General features: G+C 61.6%; 20 protein-coding genes and 1 tRNA gene. 16 read left to right on the top strand and 5 right to left on the bottom strand.

What is annotated here, in order from left to right; translation table 11 throughout:
* Nucleotides 1-61: 61 nt before the first annotated feature.
* The 4 genes from glyA to J2046_RS08950 are packed head-to-tail and all read left to right on the top strand — an operon-like array spanning nt 62 to nt 3591.
* Complete coding sequence (glyA, locus tag J2046_RS08965; RefSeq protein WP_210051005.1) at nt 62-1351, top strand: serine hydroxymethyltransferase; 1290 nt, start codon at nt 62-64, stop codon at nt 1349-1351.
* Nucleotides 1352-1380: 29 nt separating this feature from the next.
* Complete coding sequence (gene nrdR, locus J2046_RS08960; protein WP_037150667.1) at nt 1381-1860, top strand: transcriptional regulator NrdR; 480 nt, start codon at nt 1381-1383, stop codon at nt 1858-1860.
* 13 nt (nt 1861-1873) lie between these two features.
* Nucleotides 1874-2977, top strand: a complete 1104-nt coding sequence (gene ribD / locus J2046_RS08955) for a bifunctional diaminohydroxyphosphoribosylaminopyrimidine deaminase/5-amino-6-(5-phosphoribosylamino)uracil reductase RibD (RefSeq protein WP_210051004.1) — start codon at nt 1874-1876, stop codon at nt 2975-2977.
* Nucleotides 2977-3591 (top strand): riboflavin synthase, encoded by a 615-nt coding sequence (locus tag J2046_RS08950; protein ID WP_210051002.1) that lies wholly within the window; start codon nt 2977-2979, stop codon nt 3589-3591. The genes ribD and J2046_RS08950 overlap by 1 nt, the downstream gene beginning before the upstream one ends.
* Nucleotides 3592-3594: 3 nt before the next feature.
* Here J2046_RS08950 and J2046_RS08945 read toward each other — a convergent pair whose 3' ends face one another.
* From J2046_RS08945 to J2046_RS08935, 3 genes are all read right to left on the bottom strand, one after another.
* The gene (locus J2046_RS08945) at nt 3595-4761 is read right to left on the bottom strand and encodes an HD domain-containing phosphohydrolase (protein WP_210051000.1); all 1167 of its coding nucleotides are present in this window, start codon (nt 4759-4761) and stop codon (nt 3595-3597) included.
* Between the two features lie 164 nt (nt 4762-4925).
* Nucleotides 4926-5525, bottom strand: a complete 600-nt coding sequence (locus J2046_RS08940; protein WP_210050999.1) for a GNAT family N-acetyltransferase — start codon at nt 5523-5525, stop codon at nt 4926-4928.
* A 96-nt stretch (nt 5526-5621) separates the two neighbouring features.
* Entirely contained in the window at nt 5622-5906 is a 285-nt protein-coding gene (locus J2046_RS08935) for an acylphosphatase (protein WP_210050997.1), read from the bottom strand.
* A gap of 954 nt (nt 5907-6860) precedes the next feature.
* On the opposite strand from J2046_RS08935, the gene ribH reads away from it, so the two are divergent.
* The 4 genes from ribH (at nt 6861) to J2046_RS08915 (ending at nt 11394) form a co-directional block, all read left to right on the top strand.
* The gene (ribH, locus tag J2046_RS08930; RefSeq protein ID WP_411828482.1) at nt 6861-7316 is read left to right on the top strand and encodes a 6,7-dimethyl-8-ribityllumazine synthase; all 456 of its coding nucleotides are present in this window, start codon (nt 6861-6863) and stop codon (nt 7314-7316) included.
* 4 nt (nt 7317-7320) lie between these two features.
* Nucleotides 7321-7800, top strand: coding sequence for a transcription antitermination factor NusB (gene nusB, locus J2046_RS08925; protein WP_210051615.1), 480 nt, complete (start codon nt 7321-7323; stop codon nt 7798-7800).
* 14 nt (nt 7801-7814) lie between these two features.
* Nucleotides 7815-9035: an MFS transporter gene (locus J2046_RS08920; RefSeq protein ID WP_210050996.1), complete on the top strand. Its 1221-nt coding sequence runs from the start codon at nt 7815-7817 to the stop codon at nt 9033-9035.
* A gap of 217 nt (nt 9036-9252) precedes the next feature.
* Complete coding sequence (locus tag J2046_RS08915; protein ID WP_210050995.1) at nt 9253-11394, top strand: sodium-translocating pyrophosphatase; 2142 nt, start codon at nt 9253-9255, stop codon at nt 11392-11394.
* 73 nt (nt 11395-11467) lie between these two features.
* Here J2046_RS08915 and J2046_RS08910 read toward each other — a convergent pair whose 3' ends face one another.
* Nucleotides 11468-11992 carry an outer membrane protein assembly factor BamE gene (locus J2046_RS08910; protein WP_210050994.1) on the bottom strand — a complete coding sequence of 175 codons (525 nt, stop codon included), beginning with the start codon at nt 11990-11992 and terminating at the stop codon, nt 11468-11470.
* A 224-nt stretch (nt 11993-12216) separates the two neighbouring features.
* Between J2046_RS08910 and J2046_RS08905 the strand changes: the two genes are divergently transcribed.
* The 7 genes from J2046_RS08905 to J2046_RS08875 all read left to right on the top strand — a co-directional run bounded on the left by J2046_RS08905 (nt 12217) and on the right by J2046_RS08875 (nt 17215).
* Entirely contained in the window at nt 12217-12765 is a 549-nt protein-coding gene (locus J2046_RS08905; protein ID WP_210050993.1) for a ubiquinol-cytochrome C chaperone family protein, read from the top strand.
* Nucleotides 12766-12771: 6 nt separating this feature from the next.
* Nucleotides 12772-13338 (top strand): YceD family protein, encoded by a 567-nt coding sequence (locus J2046_RS08900; RefSeq protein WP_210050992.1) that lies wholly within the window; start codon nt 12772-12774, stop codon nt 13336-13338.
* A 148-nt stretch (nt 13339-13486) separates the two neighbouring features.
* Nucleotides 13487-14533 carry a phosphate acyltransferase PlsX gene (gene plsX, locus J2046_RS08895; RefSeq protein ID WP_037150950.1) on the top strand — a complete coding sequence of 349 codons (1047 nt, stop codon included), beginning with the start codon at nt 13487-13489 and terminating at the stop codon, nt 14531-14533.
* A gap of 20 nt (nt 14534-14553) precedes the next feature.
* Nucleotides 14554-15525, top strand: coding sequence for a beta-ketoacyl-ACP synthase III (locus tag J2046_RS08890; RefSeq protein WP_210050991.1), 972 nt, complete (start codon nt 14554-14556; stop codon nt 15523-15525).
* A 119-nt stretch (nt 15526-15644) separates the two neighbouring features.
* Nucleotides 15645-15983 (top strand): integration host factor subunit alpha, encoded by a 339-nt coding sequence (locus tag J2046_RS08885; RefSeq protein WP_210050989.1) that lies wholly within the window; start codon nt 15645-15647, stop codon nt 15981-15983.
* 156 nt (nt 15984-16139) lie between these two features.
* A complete protein-coding gene (locus J2046_RS08880; RefSeq protein ID WP_210050988.1) occupies nt 16140-16676 on the top strand; it encodes a MerR family transcriptional regulator in 537 nt (178 codons plus the stop codon).
* A 104-nt stretch (nt 16677-16780) separates the two neighbouring features.
* Nucleotides 16781-17215 carry a BA14K family protein gene (locus tag J2046_RS08875; RefSeq protein ID WP_210050987.1) on the top strand — a complete coding sequence of 145 codons (435 nt, stop codon included), beginning with the start codon at nt 16781-16783 and terminating at the stop codon, nt 17213-17215.
* A 133-nt stretch (nt 17216-17348) separates the two neighbouring features.
* Here J2046_RS08875 and J2046_RS08870 read toward each other — a convergent pair whose 3' ends face one another.
* Nucleotides 17349-17648 carry a hypothetical protein gene (locus J2046_RS08870; protein ID WP_210050986.1) on the bottom strand — a complete coding sequence of 100 codons (300 nt, stop codon included), beginning with the start codon at nt 17646-17648 and terminating at the stop codon, nt 17349-17351.
* A gap of 261 nt (nt 17649-17909) precedes the next feature.
* On the opposite strand from J2046_RS08870, the gene J2046_RS08865 reads away from it, so the two are divergent.
* A tRNA-Pro gene (locus tag J2046_RS08865) sits at nt 17910-17983 on the top strand.
* Nucleotides 17984-18132: the final 149 nt, after the last annotated feature.

Raw genomic sequence — 18132 nt, 5'->3', positions numbered from 1 at the left:
GTACCCGGCAGGGCGCTAAGACGCGACATCGCATGCCCCACCCCTTCGAGGAGCTTCGCACATGTCGAACACCAATGCCTTCTTCTCCCGTCCTCTCGCCGAATCCGATCCGGAAATCTTTGGTGCGATCGAGAAGGAACTGGGTCGCCAGCGCCACGAGATCGAGCTGATCGCTTCGGAAAACATCGTTTCCCGCGCCGTGCTCGAAGCGCAGGGTTCGATCATGACCAACAAGTACGCGGAGGGTTATCCGGGCAAGCGCTATTACGGCGGCTGCCAGTTCGTCGATATCGCCGAGGAACTGGCGATCGAGCGCGCCAAGAAGCTTTTCGGCGTCAACTTCGTCAACGTCCAGCCGAATTCCGGCTCGCAGATGAACCAGGCGGTTTTCCTGGCGCTGCTGCAGCCCGGCGACACGTTCATGGGCCTGGACCTCAACTCGGGCGGACACCTGACCCACGGCTCGCCGGTCAACATGTCGGGCAAATGGTTCAACGTCGTCTCCTACGGCGTGCGCGAGGGGGACAACCTGCTCGACATGGACGACGTGCAGAAGAAGGCCGAGGAGCACAAGCCGAAGCTGATCATCGCCGGCGGCACGGCCTATTCCCGCATATGGGACTGGAAGCGCTTCCGTGAGATCGCCGATTCGGTCGGCGCCTACCTCATGGTCGACATGGCGCATATCGCCGGCCTCGTCGCAGGTGGCCAGCATCCGTCGCCGTTCCCGCACTGCCATGTGGCGACGACCACGACGCACAAATCGCTGCGCGGCCCGCGCGGCGGCGTCGTCATGACGAATGACGAGGAACTGGCGAAGAAGATCAATTCGGCCGTCTTCCCGGGCCTGCAGGGCGGTCCGCTGATGCACATCATCGCCGCCAAGGCGGTCGCTTTCGGCGAGGCGCTGCAGCCGGAATTCAAGGAATATGCCGCGCAGATCGTCAAGAACGCCAAGGCGCTTGCCGAGACGCTGAAGGCCGGCGGCCTCGACATTGTCTCCGGCGGCACCGATAACCACCTGATGCTGGTCGATCTCCGCAAGAAGAATGCCACCGGCAAGCGCGCCGAAGCGGCTCTTGGCCGCGGCTACATCACCACCAACAAGAACGGCATTCCCTTCGACCCGGAAAAGCCCTTCGTCACGTCGGGCATCCGCCTCGGCACGCCGGCCGGCACGACACGTGGCTTCAAGGAAGCGGAGTTCAGGGAAATCGGCAACCTGATCGTCGAGGTTCTCGACGGTCTGAAGGTCGCCAATTCCGACGAGGGCAATGCCACTGTGGAAGCCGGCGTTCGGGAAAAGGTCGTGGCGCTCACCGGCCGTTTCCCCATGTACCCTTATATGTAAGCCGAAAACCCAGGACCTAAGGAGAAGCGATGCGCTGCCCCTATTGCGGCTCGGAAGACACGCAGGTCAAGGACTCGCGCCCGGCGGAGGACAATACCTCCATCCGCCGGCGGCGCATCTGCCCGGATTGCGGCGGCCGCTTCACGACGTTCGAGCGGGTGCAACTGCGCGAGCTGATGGTCACCAAGAAGACCGGCCGCAAGGTGCCGTTCGACCGCAACAAGCTGGTGCGCTCCTTCCAGATCGCGCTGCGCAAGCGGCCGGTCGACAACGACCGCATCGAGCGGGCGGTCTCGGGCATCGTCCGGAGACTGGAAAGCTCGGGCGAAAGCGAGATTTCGTCGGAGGAAATCGGCCTGCAGGTGCTGGAAGCCTTGAAGAGCCTCGATGACGTGGCTTTTGTGCGCTACGCGTCGGTCTATCGTGATTTCTCCCATGCGGAGGATTTCGAGAAGGTGATCGCCGAGATCAATGCCAAGATCGCCCGCGATCCTGGCGTGGAGCCATAGGAAAGCGTGACGGATGACCGCGGCTGATGACGAAAAGTTCATGACGCGGGCGCTCGAACTGTCGCGTCGGCATACCGGTCTGACCGGTACCAACCCATCGGTCGGCTGCGTCATTGTCAAGGACGGCGAGATCGTCGGCGAGGCGGTAACGGCGCTGGGCGGCAGGCCGCATGCGGAAGCCCAGGCGCTCGCGATCGCCGGCGACAAGGCGAGGGGGGCGACTGTCTATGTAACGCTCGAACCCTGCTCGCACTACGGCAAGACGCCGCCCTGCGCCAATGCGCTGGTGGAAGCCGGCGTCGCCCGCGTCGTCACCTGCCTGGCTGATCCCGATCCACGTGTCTCCGGCCGTGGATTGGCCATCCTCGAGGAGGGTGGCATCATCGTGGAGACTGGCCTGATGGAGAAGGAGGGACGGCGGGCGCTCGCCGGCTACCTCATGCGTCAGACGAAGGGCCGCCCCTACGTGACACTGAAGCTTGCGGTTTCCGCCGATGGCATGCTTGGCCGTCCGGGCGAAGAGGTGGCGATCACAGGGCTGCTCGCCAAGGACGAGGTGCATCGGCTGAGGGCTCAGGCCGATGCCATCCTCGTCGGCATCGGTACGGTGCTTGCGGACGACCCGGAACTCACGGTCCGAATTCCCGGTATGGAGGACAGGTCGCCCACCCGCATCGTGCTCGACAGAAGGCTTGTCCTGCCGCTCACCTCCAATCTTGTGCGGACGGCGAACGACGTGCCGGTGATTGCGGTCGCCGGCGAACCGCCGCTGTTCAGCGACGATCCGGATCAGGCCGTCATCGAGCGCCGGGAAGCACTCAGGGCGGCCGGTGTCGAAACGCTCCAATGCGACCCGCACGATCTGGAACTGCTGCTGGGAGCGCTGTCGACCCGGGGGATCTCCTCCATCCTGGTCGAGGGGGGGGCGGCGGTCGCGAAATCCTTCATCGACGCCGGTCTCGTGGATCGCATCCTGCTTTTCCAGGGCGCCGGCATGATTGGCGGCAACGGACTTGAATCGCCCCTCGTTCCATCCGATATCCCGGACGGCTTCGAACTGGTCGGCGAAGCCGCATATGGTCCCGACCGCGCGTTCGAATACGAAAGGGTTTCCTGATGTTCACCGGAATTGTCACCGATGTCGGCACGGTCTGCGAACTGACGCCGATGGACGAGGGGCTGAAGCTCAGGATCGCCACCAATTACGATCCGAAGACGATCGATATGGGCGCGTCGATCGCTCATGCCGGCGTCTGCCTCACGGTGACGGCCCTTCCGGACGAAGGTAGCAACGAGCGCTGGTTCGAGGTGGAAGCCTGGGAAGAGGCGCTCAGGCTGACGACGGTCTCCGCATGGACTGAGGGTACACGGATCAATCTTGAAAGGCCGCTGAAGATCGGCGACGAGCTCGGCGGCCATATCGTTTCCGGTCATGTGGACGGCAAGGCGGAAATCCTTGCGATCGAGCCGGAAGGCGAGGCGGTGCGCATCCGTCTTCGCGCGCCGGAACGTTTGGCTCGCTTCGTCGCGCCGAAGGGTTCGGTCGCGCTCGACGGCACGTCGCTGACGGTCAACGCGGTCGAAGGCACGGATTTCGATGTGCTCCTGATCCGCCATACGCTGGCCGTCACCACCTGGGGCGACCGCAAGCCCGGCGACTTCGTCAATCTCGAGGTCGACACCATGGCTCGCTATGCCGCACGGCTGGCGGAGTTTCCGGCGAAAGCCTAGAAATCAGGCCGCATCTGCGAACTGGCGGTGGATTTCCCTGAACTTCGGGGCGATCGTGGCGAACACATTGACAAGGCCCGGATCGAAATGCCGCCCTGCCTCCCTGAGGATGAGGTCGACCGCATCGTCATGCGGCATGGCGGGCTTGTAGATCCGTTCCGAGACCAACGCGTCGTAGACATCGGCGATCGCCATGATTCGCCCGCCGATCGGAATGTCCTCCCCCCTCAGCCCTTGCGGATAACCGGTGCCGTTCCATTTTTCGTGATGCGTATGGGCGATTTCCTTCGCCAGGCTGAGAAACGGGGTCGTCGAACCCATGTAGCGCTCGGCTGCGGCAATGGCTGTGCGGCCGAGTTCCGCATGGGTCTTCATCACCTCGTATTCCTCTGGCTCGAGCTTGCCAGGCTTCAGCAGGATGCTGTCCGGGATACCGACCTTGCCGATATCATGCAGCGGTGCGGACTTGTAGAGCAGGTCGATCACGTCGTCGCTAAAGTGCTCGGAGTAAGGTTCGTGCTCCTTGAGTGCTTCTGCAAGCGCCCTGACATAGTGCTGGGTACGGCGGATGTGGTTGCCGGTCTCGGTGTCCCGGGTTTCCGCAAGCGAGGCCATGGCAAGGATCATCGCGTCGCGAGCCCGCGCGGCTTCCTCTTTGGCTGCGGCCAGAGAATTGATCAGCGCGACATTGGTCATGGCGACGGCGGTGCTATGCGCAATCCGCTGCAGAAGATGGATGGCTTCCGCCGAAGGGCATTCTGCCTTCGCCCAATAGGCTCCGATCGCACCAACCGGATCCTCTTCGCGTACCGGCGCCATCGCCAGGCTTTTCACGAAGGTCGGCCGATAAGCCTCATGCGGAATGCGGTTATCCTTGTAGATGTCCTCGATGACCACGACTTCGGCATGGTTCATAGCCCAGCCGGAAATGCAGGTTTCCATCGGGAAACGTTGACCTTTCCACAGTGGCGCGATCGCGTCCTCGTCGGCATAATAGCACTTGTCGTTGTCCCGAAGGACGAAGGTCACACCGTCGGCACCAGTGAGGCTGCGTGCGGATTGGCGGACCAACGCCATGATCTCTTCGACGCCGCGCGCCATGGACAGGCGCAAAATCAGGTCTTCCATGCCATCGGTGGAAACGGGACGCTGTTTCGGTGAGGTGTCCATAGTATCTCGCTGATATGGTCGTTCATGTCGCGATCTTCTGATGAAGGTGCGGTGAGTCATGTCAGGCATGCAACTTATGGGATAATTTACTCGGAGTTTCTGAAAAACAATTACCTTTCGCGTTTTCCGCGTATCATACTTGAAAAAAGGTGAAAAACGGCAGTTCAGCCTTCGCGCGCAAGCACGACGATCGGGCCGCGATAGTTGCTGCGGGCGAATTCGTGGAAACCGAACTTGGCGGCAAGCCGCAGCGAGGCCTGGTTTTCCGGGCTGATGATGCAGGTCATTCGCCGGCCGGGAAAATGCGCGTCGGCCCAGGCAATGAGCGCGCTGACCGCCTCTGTTGCATAACCCTTGCCGTGGGCGGAAGGGATGAGCGCCCATCCGGTTTCAAGCGTGCCTTCGATGGACGGCTCGAAATCGCGGCGCATGTCCTGGAAGCCTGCCTCGCCCAGAAGCCGGCCCGTCGCCTTTTCCTCGATCGCCAGGAAGCCGAAGCCCATCAGGTGCCACATGCCGTTGACCCGCAGCATCCGCCCCCAGCTGTTTTCCCGCGTCGAGGGAACCCCGGTGATGAAGCGAACAACCTCCGGATCGGCCCAGAATGCCGCATAGGCGTCGAAATCCTCGATCCGGTGCGGTCTGAGGATCAGCCGCTCGGTCTCGATCGTTGGGATGCCGGCGCCCTTGTCGGACGTTGCCTGTTCGAACGGGTCGAACGTGAAATCGGCGGAATTGGCGACAGGTCCTGTCGGTTCGTTCATGGCGCATTCCTTTTTTCTGGGAAGAAAAGACCACGCTTTGCGGCGCTCTGCCAACCCGTACTTTTCAATGTCTTCTTTGGCGCATCGCGGGCGCCGTCACCGGCTGATGCGGAATTCCGTCGGAAACTCTGCCAGTGTGGTCGCTTGTGTTTCCACACCGGAAACCGATGCGGCGGGGGGCCCGCGTCGAAAGCGCTCGATCATCGTCGAGACCGCGGCATGAGGGCCTGCAATCAGGGCGACCACCGCCCCGTCCTCTTCGTTGCGGACCCAGCCCGTCAAACCGAGCCGCACTGCCTCGTCGCGTGTCCAGACGCGGAAGCTGACGCCCTGTACCCTCCCGGTTATCCTGACAAGGACGGCATTATGATCATCGGACATGGTCGCCTCCTATCGGCACCGCCATTGAAATGGAAACGAGGGAAGCGGGGTCAAGAGGCATCGGAGCGTGTTCGGCGGCGGTGGACACGGCACCCCCCTCTGCCCTCCTCAGCCTGTCGAAGGGTGGGCATCTCCCCCACAACAAGGGGGAGATCGGCTGGACGCCTGCTCACAGCCCTTCATCGAGTGTCCCGAGTGAGCCTCCCACGTTTGCAGCGGTAGTTTGGAAGCGCGGATCACGTCACTTGTGATCTCTCCATCCGTGGGGGAGATGCCCGCCAGGGCAGAGGGGGCTTGCTTAGGAAAATCAGTCATTTGAGAGAAAATTACCCTCGAATCGGTCTCTTTTCATCCCCGCCCTCCAAACCCATGCCTACAATCTCCGCGTCCCGTTTCGGCTACACCGGTTCAAGCATCGCCGGCGAGATGGGACCGGTGCCCTTTCGGTCTGCCGTTGATGCAGGCGGGTTGTCAGGGGCTGTGCAGAAAATGGTCCCCCTCTCGTCTGAAAATATGGCGGGGCGTGCCTGTGCGGCACACATGATTGGACCGGCGACTGGTTCTTGCCGAAAGGCGCGAACCTTTCGGAGCGTCCGGCGGTTTCCGCCGCGAGCGCTGCCCTGGCTAAGGTGCCGGTATCCGCGCAGAGGGATCGAAGTTGCGCAGCACAAGAACACCGAACGGGACGTCGCGTGTCACTCATAAAAATCTAACTCGAGGCACCCGACGTGTCCCGGCCGAAACAAGAAATACCGAGATCGCCAAGGAGGGTAGTATGCCTGCCGATCACTTTCGGTCGAGCATGGCGAGACTTGCGGGCAAGGTACGGCAAGGCTGCTGTGCCGGCGCTGCAGGCCTGCGGCTCTAAAAACACTTGCCAATCCGGCCGCGCCATGATTTGACCGCCGCAATCGGGAAAGATGCAAATCCCGCCAATTTCCGCAGGAAACACTGATGTCCGATACCAAGCCCCACATCCTGATCGTCGAGGCGCGCTTCTACGAAGACATGTCCGATGCGCTGCTCGACGGTGCCACCCATGCGCTGAAGGAAGCCGGAGCGACCTATGACGTCGTCACGGTTCCGGGCGCCCTGGAGGTTCCGCCGGCGATTGCGATGGCGCTTGATGCAGCCGAAGAGGGCGGCAAGAATTACGACGGTTTCGTCGCGCTCGGCATGGTGATCCGCGGTGAGACCTATCATTTCGACATCGTCTCGAACGAATCCGCGCGTGCACTGATGGATCTCGCCGTCTCCGAATCGCTGGCGATCGGCAACGGCATCCTGACCTGCGAGAACGAGGAACAGGCCTGGGCGCGTGCGCGCCGTTCGGACAAGGACAAGGGCGGCTTTGCCGCTCGGGCGGCGCTTTCCATGATCGCGCTGCGAGAAAAGCTCTATGGTGGTTGATTTCATGACGAAGGAAGGCGAACAGCCGGTCAAGCAGGCCAATCAGCGAGGCGCCGCCCGTCTTGCTGCCGTGCAGGCACTTTATCAGATGGATATAGGCGGTACCGGCGTGCTGGAGGTCGTGGCGGAATACGAGGCCCATCGCCTGGGCCAGGAGCTGGACGGCGAGACCTATCTCAAGGCGGATGCCTCCTGGTTCCGTTCCATCGTCTCCGGCGTCGTGCGCGACCAGACGAAGATCGACCCGCTGATCCGGTCATCGCTGCAGGAAGACTGGCCGCTCTCGCGCCTCGATTCGACGCTGCGCGCCATCCTCAGGGCGGGTACGTTCGAGATTCTTGAGCGCAAGGACGTGCCGGTAGCCGTCATCGTCACCGAATATGTCGAAATCGCCCGTGCCTTCTTCGAAGAGGACGAGCCGCGCATCGTCAATGCCGTTCTTGACCGTATCGCCAAGCAGGCGCGCGGCGAAGCGAAGAAATAGCCGGGCAGGGACCTATGGACGCAACGGTGGACGGTCTTCAGACGCAGTTGCAGACGGCCCGGCGCAGCGTCGCGCTGCTCGCCGCCACCCAGGCGATCCTGGGTTCGGGTCCGCCCATGGTCTTTGCGCTCGGGGGGCTCGCAGGTTATCAGCTTCTCGGCGACGACAAGTCGCTTTCGACCGCGCCGCTGACCGGCTTCAACGTCGGCATGGCGGCGGGCGCCGTCGCGATCGCCGTCTCTTCGCGTTTCCTCGGCCGCAAGTCGAGCTTCATGCTGGGCGCGCTTCTGGGTGCATTCGGCGCAGCCGTTGCGGCAATCGCGCTCTTCCAGGCGAATTTCTGGCTCTTCGCGCTGGGCCTCTTGCTGATCGGCCTCTGTAACGGCTTCACCCAGAAAATCCGCTTCGCCGCCGCCGATGCGTCGCCGTCCTTCTACAAGCCGAAGGCGATTTCCTGGATTCTGGCGGCCGGCATCGTCTCGGCGGTGCTTGGCCCGCAGCTTGCGATCTGGACCCAGAACCTGCTCGAGCCGGTTCTGTTTGCCGGTGCTTTCATGGCGATCATTCCGCTCTGCTTGCTGGCCATCGCCATGCTTTCGCCGCTGAAACTGCCGGAGGCTGTCGGCACCGCTTCGGCGGCGCAGGTGCGACCGCTGCGCGAGATCGTGCTGACGCAGCGCTTCATCACCGGCATGGTCTGCGGCATCGGCTCCTATGCGCTGATGACCTTCATGATGACGGGCGCGCCGCTCGCCATGGTGATCGGCTGTGGTTTCCCGTCGGAAATGGCGACGCTCGGCATCCAGTGGCACGTGCTCGCCATGTTCGCGCCGAGCTTCTTCACCGGCATGCTGATCTCCCGCTTCGGCGTCGAGAAAATCGTCGCCGCCGGCCTTCTCATCCTCATGGGCTGCGCTGTCGTCGCCCATATGGGCATCGAACTCTGGAATTTCTGGGGTGCGCTGGTCCTACTCGGCATTGGCTGGAACTTCGGCTTCATCGGCTCGACCGCGATTGTCGCCTCCAGCTACCGCCCGCACGAGGCTGACAAGGTGCAGGGTTTCCACGACATCATCCTCTTCACCACGGTGGCTCTCTCGTCGTTCTCCTCCGGCAAGGTCTTCACCGCTTATGGCTGGTCGTTCATGAACCTCATCATTTGGCCGGTGACGATCCTCTGCCTCGTCCTCATCCTGGCGCTGATGGCCAGGTCGCGTTCCTCCAAATCTGCTTGAAGTCTTGCCCTTTCGGGGCTTGACGCCGGTTCATCTCCACCGCAATCTCGCCTCCGCGTGAGCGAGCCCGAAACTCCCGGGGAGGGGAGGCGGTCGCCTGCGCGGAAATGCGCATGGAATATTGCGGTGCTTCTGGCATCTTCGGGAAAGGTGCCGCGCCGCGGGGTGCATGGCCGGAGGGATTTGACCGTCCGGCGCTTAGGGAGAGGGAAAGCGAATGACCGTAATCTGGGGTGTGATCGTCTGCGGCCTACTGTCGATCATTTATGCCATCTGGGCGACGCGCTCGGTGCTGGCTGCCGATCAGGGCAATCAGCGCATGCAGGAGATCGCCGGTTATATCCGTGAAGGCGCACAGGCCTATCTGACGCGCCAGTACATGACCATCGCCATGGTCGGCGTCGTGGTGGCCATCCTGGCTTGGCTGCTCCTGTCCGGCCCGGCGGCGATCGGCTTCATCATCGGCGCCGTGCTTTCGGGCGCTGCCGGCTTTATCGGCATGCATGTATCGGTCCGCGCCAACGTGCGCACGGCCCAGGCCTCCTCGCAGAGCCTTGCCGCCGGCCTCGACATCGCTTTCAAGTCGGGCGCGATCACCGGCATGCTGGTGGCGGGCCTCGCTCTCCTCGGCGTTTCGATCTACTACTTCATCCTGACCTCCGGCCTGGGTTACCCGAGCGGCTCGCGCGACGTCATCGACTCGCTTGTGGCGCTCGGTTTCGGCGCATCACTGATCTCGATCTTCGCCCGTCTCGGCGGCGGCATCTTCACCAAGGGCGCGGATGTCGGCGGCGATCTCGTCGGCAAGGTTGAAGCCGGCATTCCGGAAGACGACCCGCGCAACCCGGCGACGATTGCCGACAATGTCGGCGACAATGTCGGCGACTGCGCCGGCATGGCGGCCGACCTTTTCGAGACCTATGTGGTCACGGTCGTCGCCACAATGGTGCTGGCGGCGATTTTCTTCGCCGGTGCGCCGATCCTGGAAACCGTCATGGTCTATCCGCTGGCGATCTGCGGGGCCTGCATCGTCACTTCGATCATCGGCACGTTCTTCGTGAAGCTCGGTGCCAACGGCTCGATCATGGGCGCGCTCTACAAGGGTCTGATCGTCACCGGCCTCCTGTCGATCCTCGGCCTTGGCGCGGCAACCTCGCTTACCATCGGCTGGGGGACGATCGGCACGATCGCGGGTATGGAAATCACCGGCACGAATCTGTTCATCTGCGGTCTGCTCGGCCTCGTGGTGACGGCGCTGATCGTGGTGATCACCGAATATTATACCGGCACCAACAAGCGGCCGGTGAATTCGATCGCACAGGCCTCGGTCACCGGCCACGGCACCAATGTCATTCAGGGCCTGGCCGTATCGCTCGAATCGACCGCGCTGCCGGCGATCGTCATCGCTGGCGGCATCATCGCCACCTACCAGCTCGGCGGCCTGTTCGGCACGGCGATCGCGGTGACCACCATGCTCGGCCTTGCCGGCATGATCGTCGCGCTCGACGCCTTCGGTCCGGTGACGGACAATGCCGGCGGCATCGCCGAAATGGCCCACCTGCCGCCGGAAGTGCGCAAGTCGACCGACGCGCTCGACGCGGTCGGTAACACGACCAAGGCCGTCACCAAGGGTTACGCGATTGGTTCGGCGGGCCTGGGCGCGCTGGTTCTCTTCGCCGCCTATTCCAACGACCTGCAGTATTTCGCCGCCAATGCCGCCGAATATCCCTATTTCAACGGCATCGGTGAAATTTCCTTCAGCCTGTCCAATCCTTACGTCGTCGCCGGCCTGATCTTCGGCGGCCTGATCCCCTACCTCTTCGGTGGCATCGCCATGACCGCCGTCGGCAAGGCAGGCGGTGCGGTGGTGGAAGAAGTCCGCCGCCAGTTCCGCGAGAAGCCCGGTATCATGGAAGGCACGGAAAAGCCGGATTACGGCCGTGCGGTCGATATGCTGACCAAGGCCGCGATCCGCGAGATGATCGTGCCGTCGCTGCTTCCGGTTCTGGCGCCGATCGTCGTCTATTTCGGCGTTCTGCTGATCTCGGGTGGTGACAAGGCCTCGGCCTTCGCAGCGCTCGGCGCATCGCTCCTGGGCGTCATCGTCAACGGCCTCTTCGTGGCGATCTCCATGACGTCGGGCGGCGGCGCCTGGGACAATGCCAAGAAGAGTTTCGAGGATGGCTTCACCGACAAGGACGGCGTCAAGCACTTCAAGGGCTCGGATGCGCACAAGGCCTCCGTCACCGGCGACACAGTCGGCGATCCCTACAAGGACACGGCCGGCCCGGCCGTCAACCCGGCGATCAAGATCACCAATATCGTGGCGCTGCTGCTGCTTGCGATTCTCGCCGGTTGATATCGCCGACCGGAAACGGAAAAGGCCCGCGGGGAGCGATCCCCGCGGGCCTTTCAATTCGCAGTCGGTTTTATCAGTTCCCGAGATTCTGGAACAGGCTGCGGGCCGCGGCCGCACCGCCGCTGGCGGCGCCGGTACCACCGGACAGGAGCTGCTGCAGGAAGGTGAGGTCGCGGCCGCCGGTCGGCGTCGTGCGCGAGATCGTATCGAACACCTTGCCGTCCTGCAGCGTGTAGTTGGCGCGGCGGGCGACGACGCCGTCCTTGTCGAAATAGATCGCCAGCACCGTCTGCTCGACGAGCCGCGGCTTCATGAAGGCGGCCGCCCGCGTGCGCTTCTGCGAGATGTAATAGAAGACCTCGCTGTCGAAGGTCGCCGTTGTCGACGGGGTGCCCATGGTGAGCAGCACCTGTTCGCGACTCGATCCGACTGGAATGAGGTTCAGCGACTGCTGGTCGATAACATAGCCGTTATACATGGTGTCGCCGATTTGCATGGACGTGCAACCCGAGACGGTGATGGATGCGACGACCATCGCCATCGCGGTCTTATTCAAGAATGTCATCTCGTACCCGAAAACCCGCTTGTTCAACCGCATTCCCCAACTCAACGCGCCCTTGCTGCTCATACCATTGTGGCTATTCGGGGACATAGGATTGATCTTGCTCCCGATATTCGGGCACAAAGATCATCGCCCCGTTCGCTGATCCGGCGGAACGGCATTGCAATTCGTGCCTGCTTCGGTAAACCAGCTTTCGTTTCCATGCAACATGGCCGGGCGTCGCTCCGGGTCATTCGCGGAAGCAAGGAACAGGAATTCGGATGATCTTCGGCCTTTTCAAGAAGAAGAATCGCAATCAATCGATTGTCGACCGGCAATACGCGGCCTTGACGTCTGTCGCGCGCGTTCCTTTCTTTTATAGCGATCTCGACGTGCCCGACATGGTGATGGGGCGTTTCGAGATGCTTTCGATCGTGATGATCCTGTTCTTCCGCCGCACGGCGAAATCCGACGCCAGCGGCCAGGAACTCGCCCAGGAGATCGTTGACGCCTTCTTCCAGGATATCGACCATTCCATCCGGGAGCTTGGCATTGGCGACCAGAGCGTGCCGAAGCGGATGAAGAAGCTGGCCGGCATGTTCTACGGGCGCCTGGAGACCTACGCCGCAGCCTTGGAAGAGAGGGATGGCGAAGCACTTGCGGCATCGCTCCGGCGCAATATCTATCCGGAGAGAGAAGATGCGCCCGTGATGCGCGGGCTGGCGGAGTGGATGATTGCGGCCGAAGTGACACTTGCCGGAGTGTCCGAAGACGAGATTTCCCGCGGGCAGGTCGTTCTGCCGCCGCCGCAGCCTTTGGCGGGAAAGTGAGGTTCCATGAAGAACAGATACGGCGGAGGCGACAAGCCTCCCTTTTCCTATCCCGTGAAAGTCGGGCACATCTCCGCCAATCCCGTGACGGTGCATCTGGAGGCAAATGCGCGCGAGCTGGAGGAACTGGCCAGCCTATGGCAGGTTCTAGCAGTCAATTCGCTGAAGGCCGACCTCCAAGTTGCCCGCTGGAAGAAAGATGGCGTGCGCCTCAAAGGACGGGTCACGGCGGATATCGTCCAGGCCTGCGTGGTGACGCTTGAGCCCGTCAGCTCGAAGATTGACGAGGATTTGGAACAGATCTTCGTGCCGGAAGGCTCGAAACTTGCACGGATTGTCACCAACGATGCCGCCGAGATGGTGCTTGATCCGGAGGGGCCGGATATTCCGGAGACCTTTTCCGGTGATACGATCGATGCCGGCGCAGTGGTCGCGGAATTCGCAGCACTTGCCATCGATCCCTATCCGCGCAAGCCCGGTATCGAGTTTGCCGATCACCTGGAAGACGATGCGGATGAGACGCCGGCACGACCCAACCCCTTCGCAGTCCTGAAAGATTGGAAAAAGGACTAAGGGCGGTTGTAAGCGGCAACAAAAACTATATTTTGGCCACGAATTCGCCGGCAGGGCCGCGCATGAGCGGGGTCGCTGGAAACGATAAACTGGCGCATGGCTCCATGATCGGGTGATGCGTTCGGCGAAGATTAAGGATCAGGGACGCGTGATCAGAATTTCTCTCGACGCCATGGGTGGTGATTTTGGCCCCGAGGTCGTCATCCCCGGTGCCGCCAAGGCGTTGGAGCGCCATCCGGATGTGACGTTCCTCATCTATGGCCTGAAAGCCCAATGCGAGCCGTGGCTGGCGAAATATCCGAAGCTTCGGGACAGGTCGGTCTTCCATGACTGCGAGTTGGCCGTCAGCATGGAGGAGAAGCCAAGCGCGGCTTTGCGCCGCGGCCGCTATGTCTCGACCATGTGGCGGTCGATCGAAGCCGTCAAGCTCGGCGAGGCGGATGTCGTCGTCTCGGCCGGCAATACCGGCGCGCTGATGGCGATGGCGAAATTCTGTCTGCGCACCATGGCCAATATCGAACGACCGGCGATCGCGGGCATCTGGCCGACGCTGAAGGGGGAAAGCATCGTGCTCGACATCGGTGCGACGATCGGCGCCGATGCCCAGCAGCTTCTCGATTTCTCTCTGATGGGCGGCGCCATGGCCCGCGCGCTCTTCGAAGTGGAACGGCCGACCGTCGGGCTTCTCAATGTCGGCGTCGAGGAAGTGAAGGGTCAGGAAGAGGTCAGGGAGGCGGGCCGCCTGATCCGTGAAGCCAACCTGCCGACGATCGCCTATCATGGTTTCGTGGAAGGCGACGACATCGGCAAGGGTACCGTCGACGTTGTGGTGACCGAAGGGTTCACCGGCAATATCGCGCTGAAGGCGGCAGAAGGTACCGCGCGGCAGATCGCTACGCTTTTACGCGAGGCGATGTCCCGTACCGTCTTCGCCAGGATCGGTTACCTGTTTGCCAAGGGCGCCTTCGACCGGTTGCGCGAGAAAATGGACCCGCGCAAGGTCAATGGAGGTGTTTTCCTGGGGCTGAACGGTATCGTCATCAAGAGCCACGGCGGTACGGATGCGGAGGGTTTCGCCGCGGCGATCGACGTCGGCTACGACATGGCGCGCAATGATCTCAATGAAAAGATCGCGCAGGATTTGAATTTTTATCATGCCCGTCGCCAGCCGCCGGCTGGTCCCGAAGCGGCATGACGACAGGATGTAGTGATAAAATGATCCGTTCAGTGGTTCGCGGTCACGGAGCAGCGCTCCCAAAGCGGGTAATGACCAACAAAGAGTTGGAAGGTGTCGTCGAGACCTCCGATGAATGGATCGTCCAGCGGACCGGCATTCGCCAGCGCTACATCGCCGGCGAAGGGGAGACCACGGCTTCGCTTGGCGCGCAGGCGGCGCGCGCGGCGCTAGACAATGCCGGCCTGACGCCGGATGACATCGATCTTGTGCTGGTCGCAACCTCGACGCCCGATAATACCTTTCCGGCGACGGCCGTCGACATCCAGAGGCGGCTCGGCATGACCCACGGCTATGCCTTCGACATGCAGGCTGTCTGTTCCGGCTTCGTCTATGCGATGGCGACCGCCGATCTGTATATCCGTGGCGGCATGGCGAAGCGTGTGCTCGTTATCGGCGCGGAAACCTTCTCCCGCATCCTCGACTGGAAGGACCGGACCACCTGCGTGCTCTTCGGCGACGGTGCTGGCGCGCTCGTTCTGGAAGCGCAGGAAGGCAAGGGCACAATCTCCGACCGCGGCATACTGACCGCGCATCTGCGCTCCGACGGCACGCACAAGGACAAGCTCTACGTGGATGGCGGGCCTTCCTCGACCGGCACCGTCGGCCATCTGCGGATGGAGGGTCGCGAGGTCTTCAAACACGCCGTCGGCATGATCACCGACGTGATCGAAGCTGCGTTCGCCGCGACCGGTACGACTGCGGAAGATCTCGACTGGCTGGTTCCGCATCAGGCCAACCGCCGCATTATCGACGGCTCGGCCAAGAAACTCGGTATTCCGCTCGAAAAAGTAGTCGTGACGGTCGACCTGCACGGCAACACGTCTGCTGCCTCGATTCCGTTGGCGCTCTCGGTCGCGGCTTCCGACGGGCGCATCAAGAAAGGTGATCTGGTCATGCTGGAAGCGATGGGGGGTGGCTTCACCTGGGGTGCACTTCTCGTCCGCTGGTAAGGCGTTACCGTCCGGCCAAACCAAATAAGTGATTGAGCACAGGTGCTTGACCCTCGCGCCCAAGCAAAATACTCTCTGTCGGCTTCGAAAAGATCAATATCGAGAATTGGGCGGGGATCATGGCCGGCAAGACAGTGACACGAGCGGACCTTGCAGAATCGGTATTCCGCAAGGTCGGGCTTTCGCGGACGGAATCGGCTGAGCTTGTCGAGACGGTCATTGATGAGATTTGCAACGCGATCATCCGGGGCGAGGTCGTCAAGCTTTCCTCATTCGCAACATTCCAGGTGCGGTCAAAGAACGAGCGGATCGGTCGCAATCCGAAAACCGGCGAGGAAGTGCCGATCTCGCCGCGTAAGGTCATGACTTTCAAGGCTTCCAATGTCCTCAAGCAGCGCATTCTGAAGGCGCATACGGCCCGCAAGGCCAAGCAGAAGCCGGCGAGCCCGGTCGCCTGACGCGGCTGCAGTCTTCTCCAATCTTGTGAACATACTTGAATCTCGCGGCTTAAACCGTTGAGATATGTTCGATTCGCCGCATAATCATTGAATGTCTCGGAGGCTGGATGCCTATCGGCGGCGAGAATCGGCAGTTCGCTGTTGGGAGAGTGACACTTGGACAAGAGCCCGGACGCCTTTCGTACGATCAGCGAGGTCGCAGACGATCTCGATCTGCCCCAGCACGTGCTGCGTTTCTGGGAGACGCGCTTTCCACAGATCAGGCCGATGAAGCGTGGCGGCGGACGGCGCTACTACCGTCCCGAAGACGTGGATCTGTTAAAGGGCATCCGCCATTTGCTTTACGATCATGGTTATACGATCAAGGGCGTCCAGAAGCTCCTGAAGACAAATGGCAACAAGTTCGTTGCAGCGATTGCTTCCGGCGACCTTGCCACCATGGAAGCGATCATGGCGGCAAACACCGAGAAGCATGTCGAGCCGAAGGTCAGCACGACCGAAGAAGATCAGATCGTCGGGCGTCCCAAGGTCAAGCCAAGCGGCCGGTTTTTCGGCTTCGGCTCTTCCCATGACGACGATGTGCCGGAAGTCTCGGTCGGCAAGTCGAGCGTCGGCAAGGAGGATCGCGCGCTCTTGCAGGAGGCGCTGTTCGATCTTCTGGAATGCAAGCGCCTGCTCGACCAGGTCAGGTAGAGCACTAATCTTTGCGCATATAACGATGAATTTACCATTCACCTCTGGTTAAGGCGGAAAGGAGGATCATCTTCTTCAATAGGAAGGATCAGAGGAGGTGAAACATGAAAAAGAAACTTGCCATCATCGGCTTGTCCCTGATCACGGCTTTCACAGGTGTCGCGCCGGCCCAGGCGTTTCCGTCGGTGAGCGCGCCGAGGATCGAGGCGCCGCAGGCCGTACAACAGGTACAATACTGGCGACATCGCGATCGCAGGGACCGCCGCTACTATCGCGACCGCTATTACCGCGACCGCTACTACCGCCGTCATCATCGTCACGGTCCGGATGCCGGCGCGATCATCGGTGGTCTGGCTTTGGGTGCGATCATCGGCGGTGCGCTGGCACAGCCACGCTATGCGCCGCCGCGCCGATACTACAGAGGCGCAAGCGCCCATACGCGTTGGTGCTATGCCCGCTACCGGTCGTACAGGGCTTATGACAATACGTTCCAGCCCTATCACGGCCCGCGCCGCCGATGCATCTCGCCATATTACTGAGATCGTGGAAAGCTCCGCTCCGTCGCCGAAGGCGGGGCGGTTTCCAGTTTGCGGAGCGGCTTTGCAGGTGTCGCGTGCATTCGGTGGATTTTTCCCTTGCACTGGCATTCGGTGGAGCCGGCGGTCAGCGGTTCTATGAGCTAGGCTGGCGAGGGCGCACCTTGCCGATCACGCGCATCGGTGAGCGATAGAGGCCAAGCCGCGTCGCCAGGTTTTCGACATGCCAGGCGAGGGTATGCCTGCACCCGCGAACAAAGGGCAGCCGGGCAAGATCGGGATCGACGAAGGGAAGAAACGGGTTCAATCGCTGCGAGGTGTAGATTTCCGCTCTTAGAGAATGCCCGGCCACGGCGGCATGCGGCGCGTGACGGCAGGCCCCTCCCTCCGTGCCGCCTCTTCCGGAAAGGGCTTTAATATCCAGCCCCTGTGGCAAGCGGCTTTCTTCCTTGGGTAGACGATGAACATCCGGCTTTCCGCCTCCAAAGTCCCATGTGGGACCTTTGTACCGATTTGTTCTCCGTGAGCGAAAATAAGGGCTTGCATCCGCAAGTCCGAAAGACTAGGGAAATCCTGCTCATAGAACTGGTCTGGGCGTAGCGCAGCCCGATAGCGTACTTGGCTGAGGGGCAAGGGATCGCTGGTTCACTATACTGGATCGGTGATTATGTTCAGACCGTGCTTCAGAGGGCAGTGACGGAATGTAGCGCAGTCTGGTAGCGCACTTGACTGGGGGTCAAGGGGTCGTCGGTTCAAATCCGGCCATTCCGAGGTTTTTTCAAGGGCTTACTTTATGCGGTAGGCTGGTTATCGAAAGCCGGCTAGTCTCACGACTAGCTGGCTTTTCGGTTTATTCGGGCTGTTTCTCGTGTGAAGTGAACACCTTCTCTGCTCACGCATGGCAGGACGAAGGATCTGCC

The organism is Neorhizobium petrolearium (genome assembly GCF_017873175.1).
In the GTDB taxonomy this organism is placed as follows: Bacteria; Pseudomonadota; Alphaproteobacteria; order Rhizobiales; family Rhizobiaceae; genus Neorhizobium; species Neorhizobium petrolearium.
Note: the sequence above shows the minus strand (reverse complement) of the source record. Positions and strands in the feature narration are given on the sequence as shown.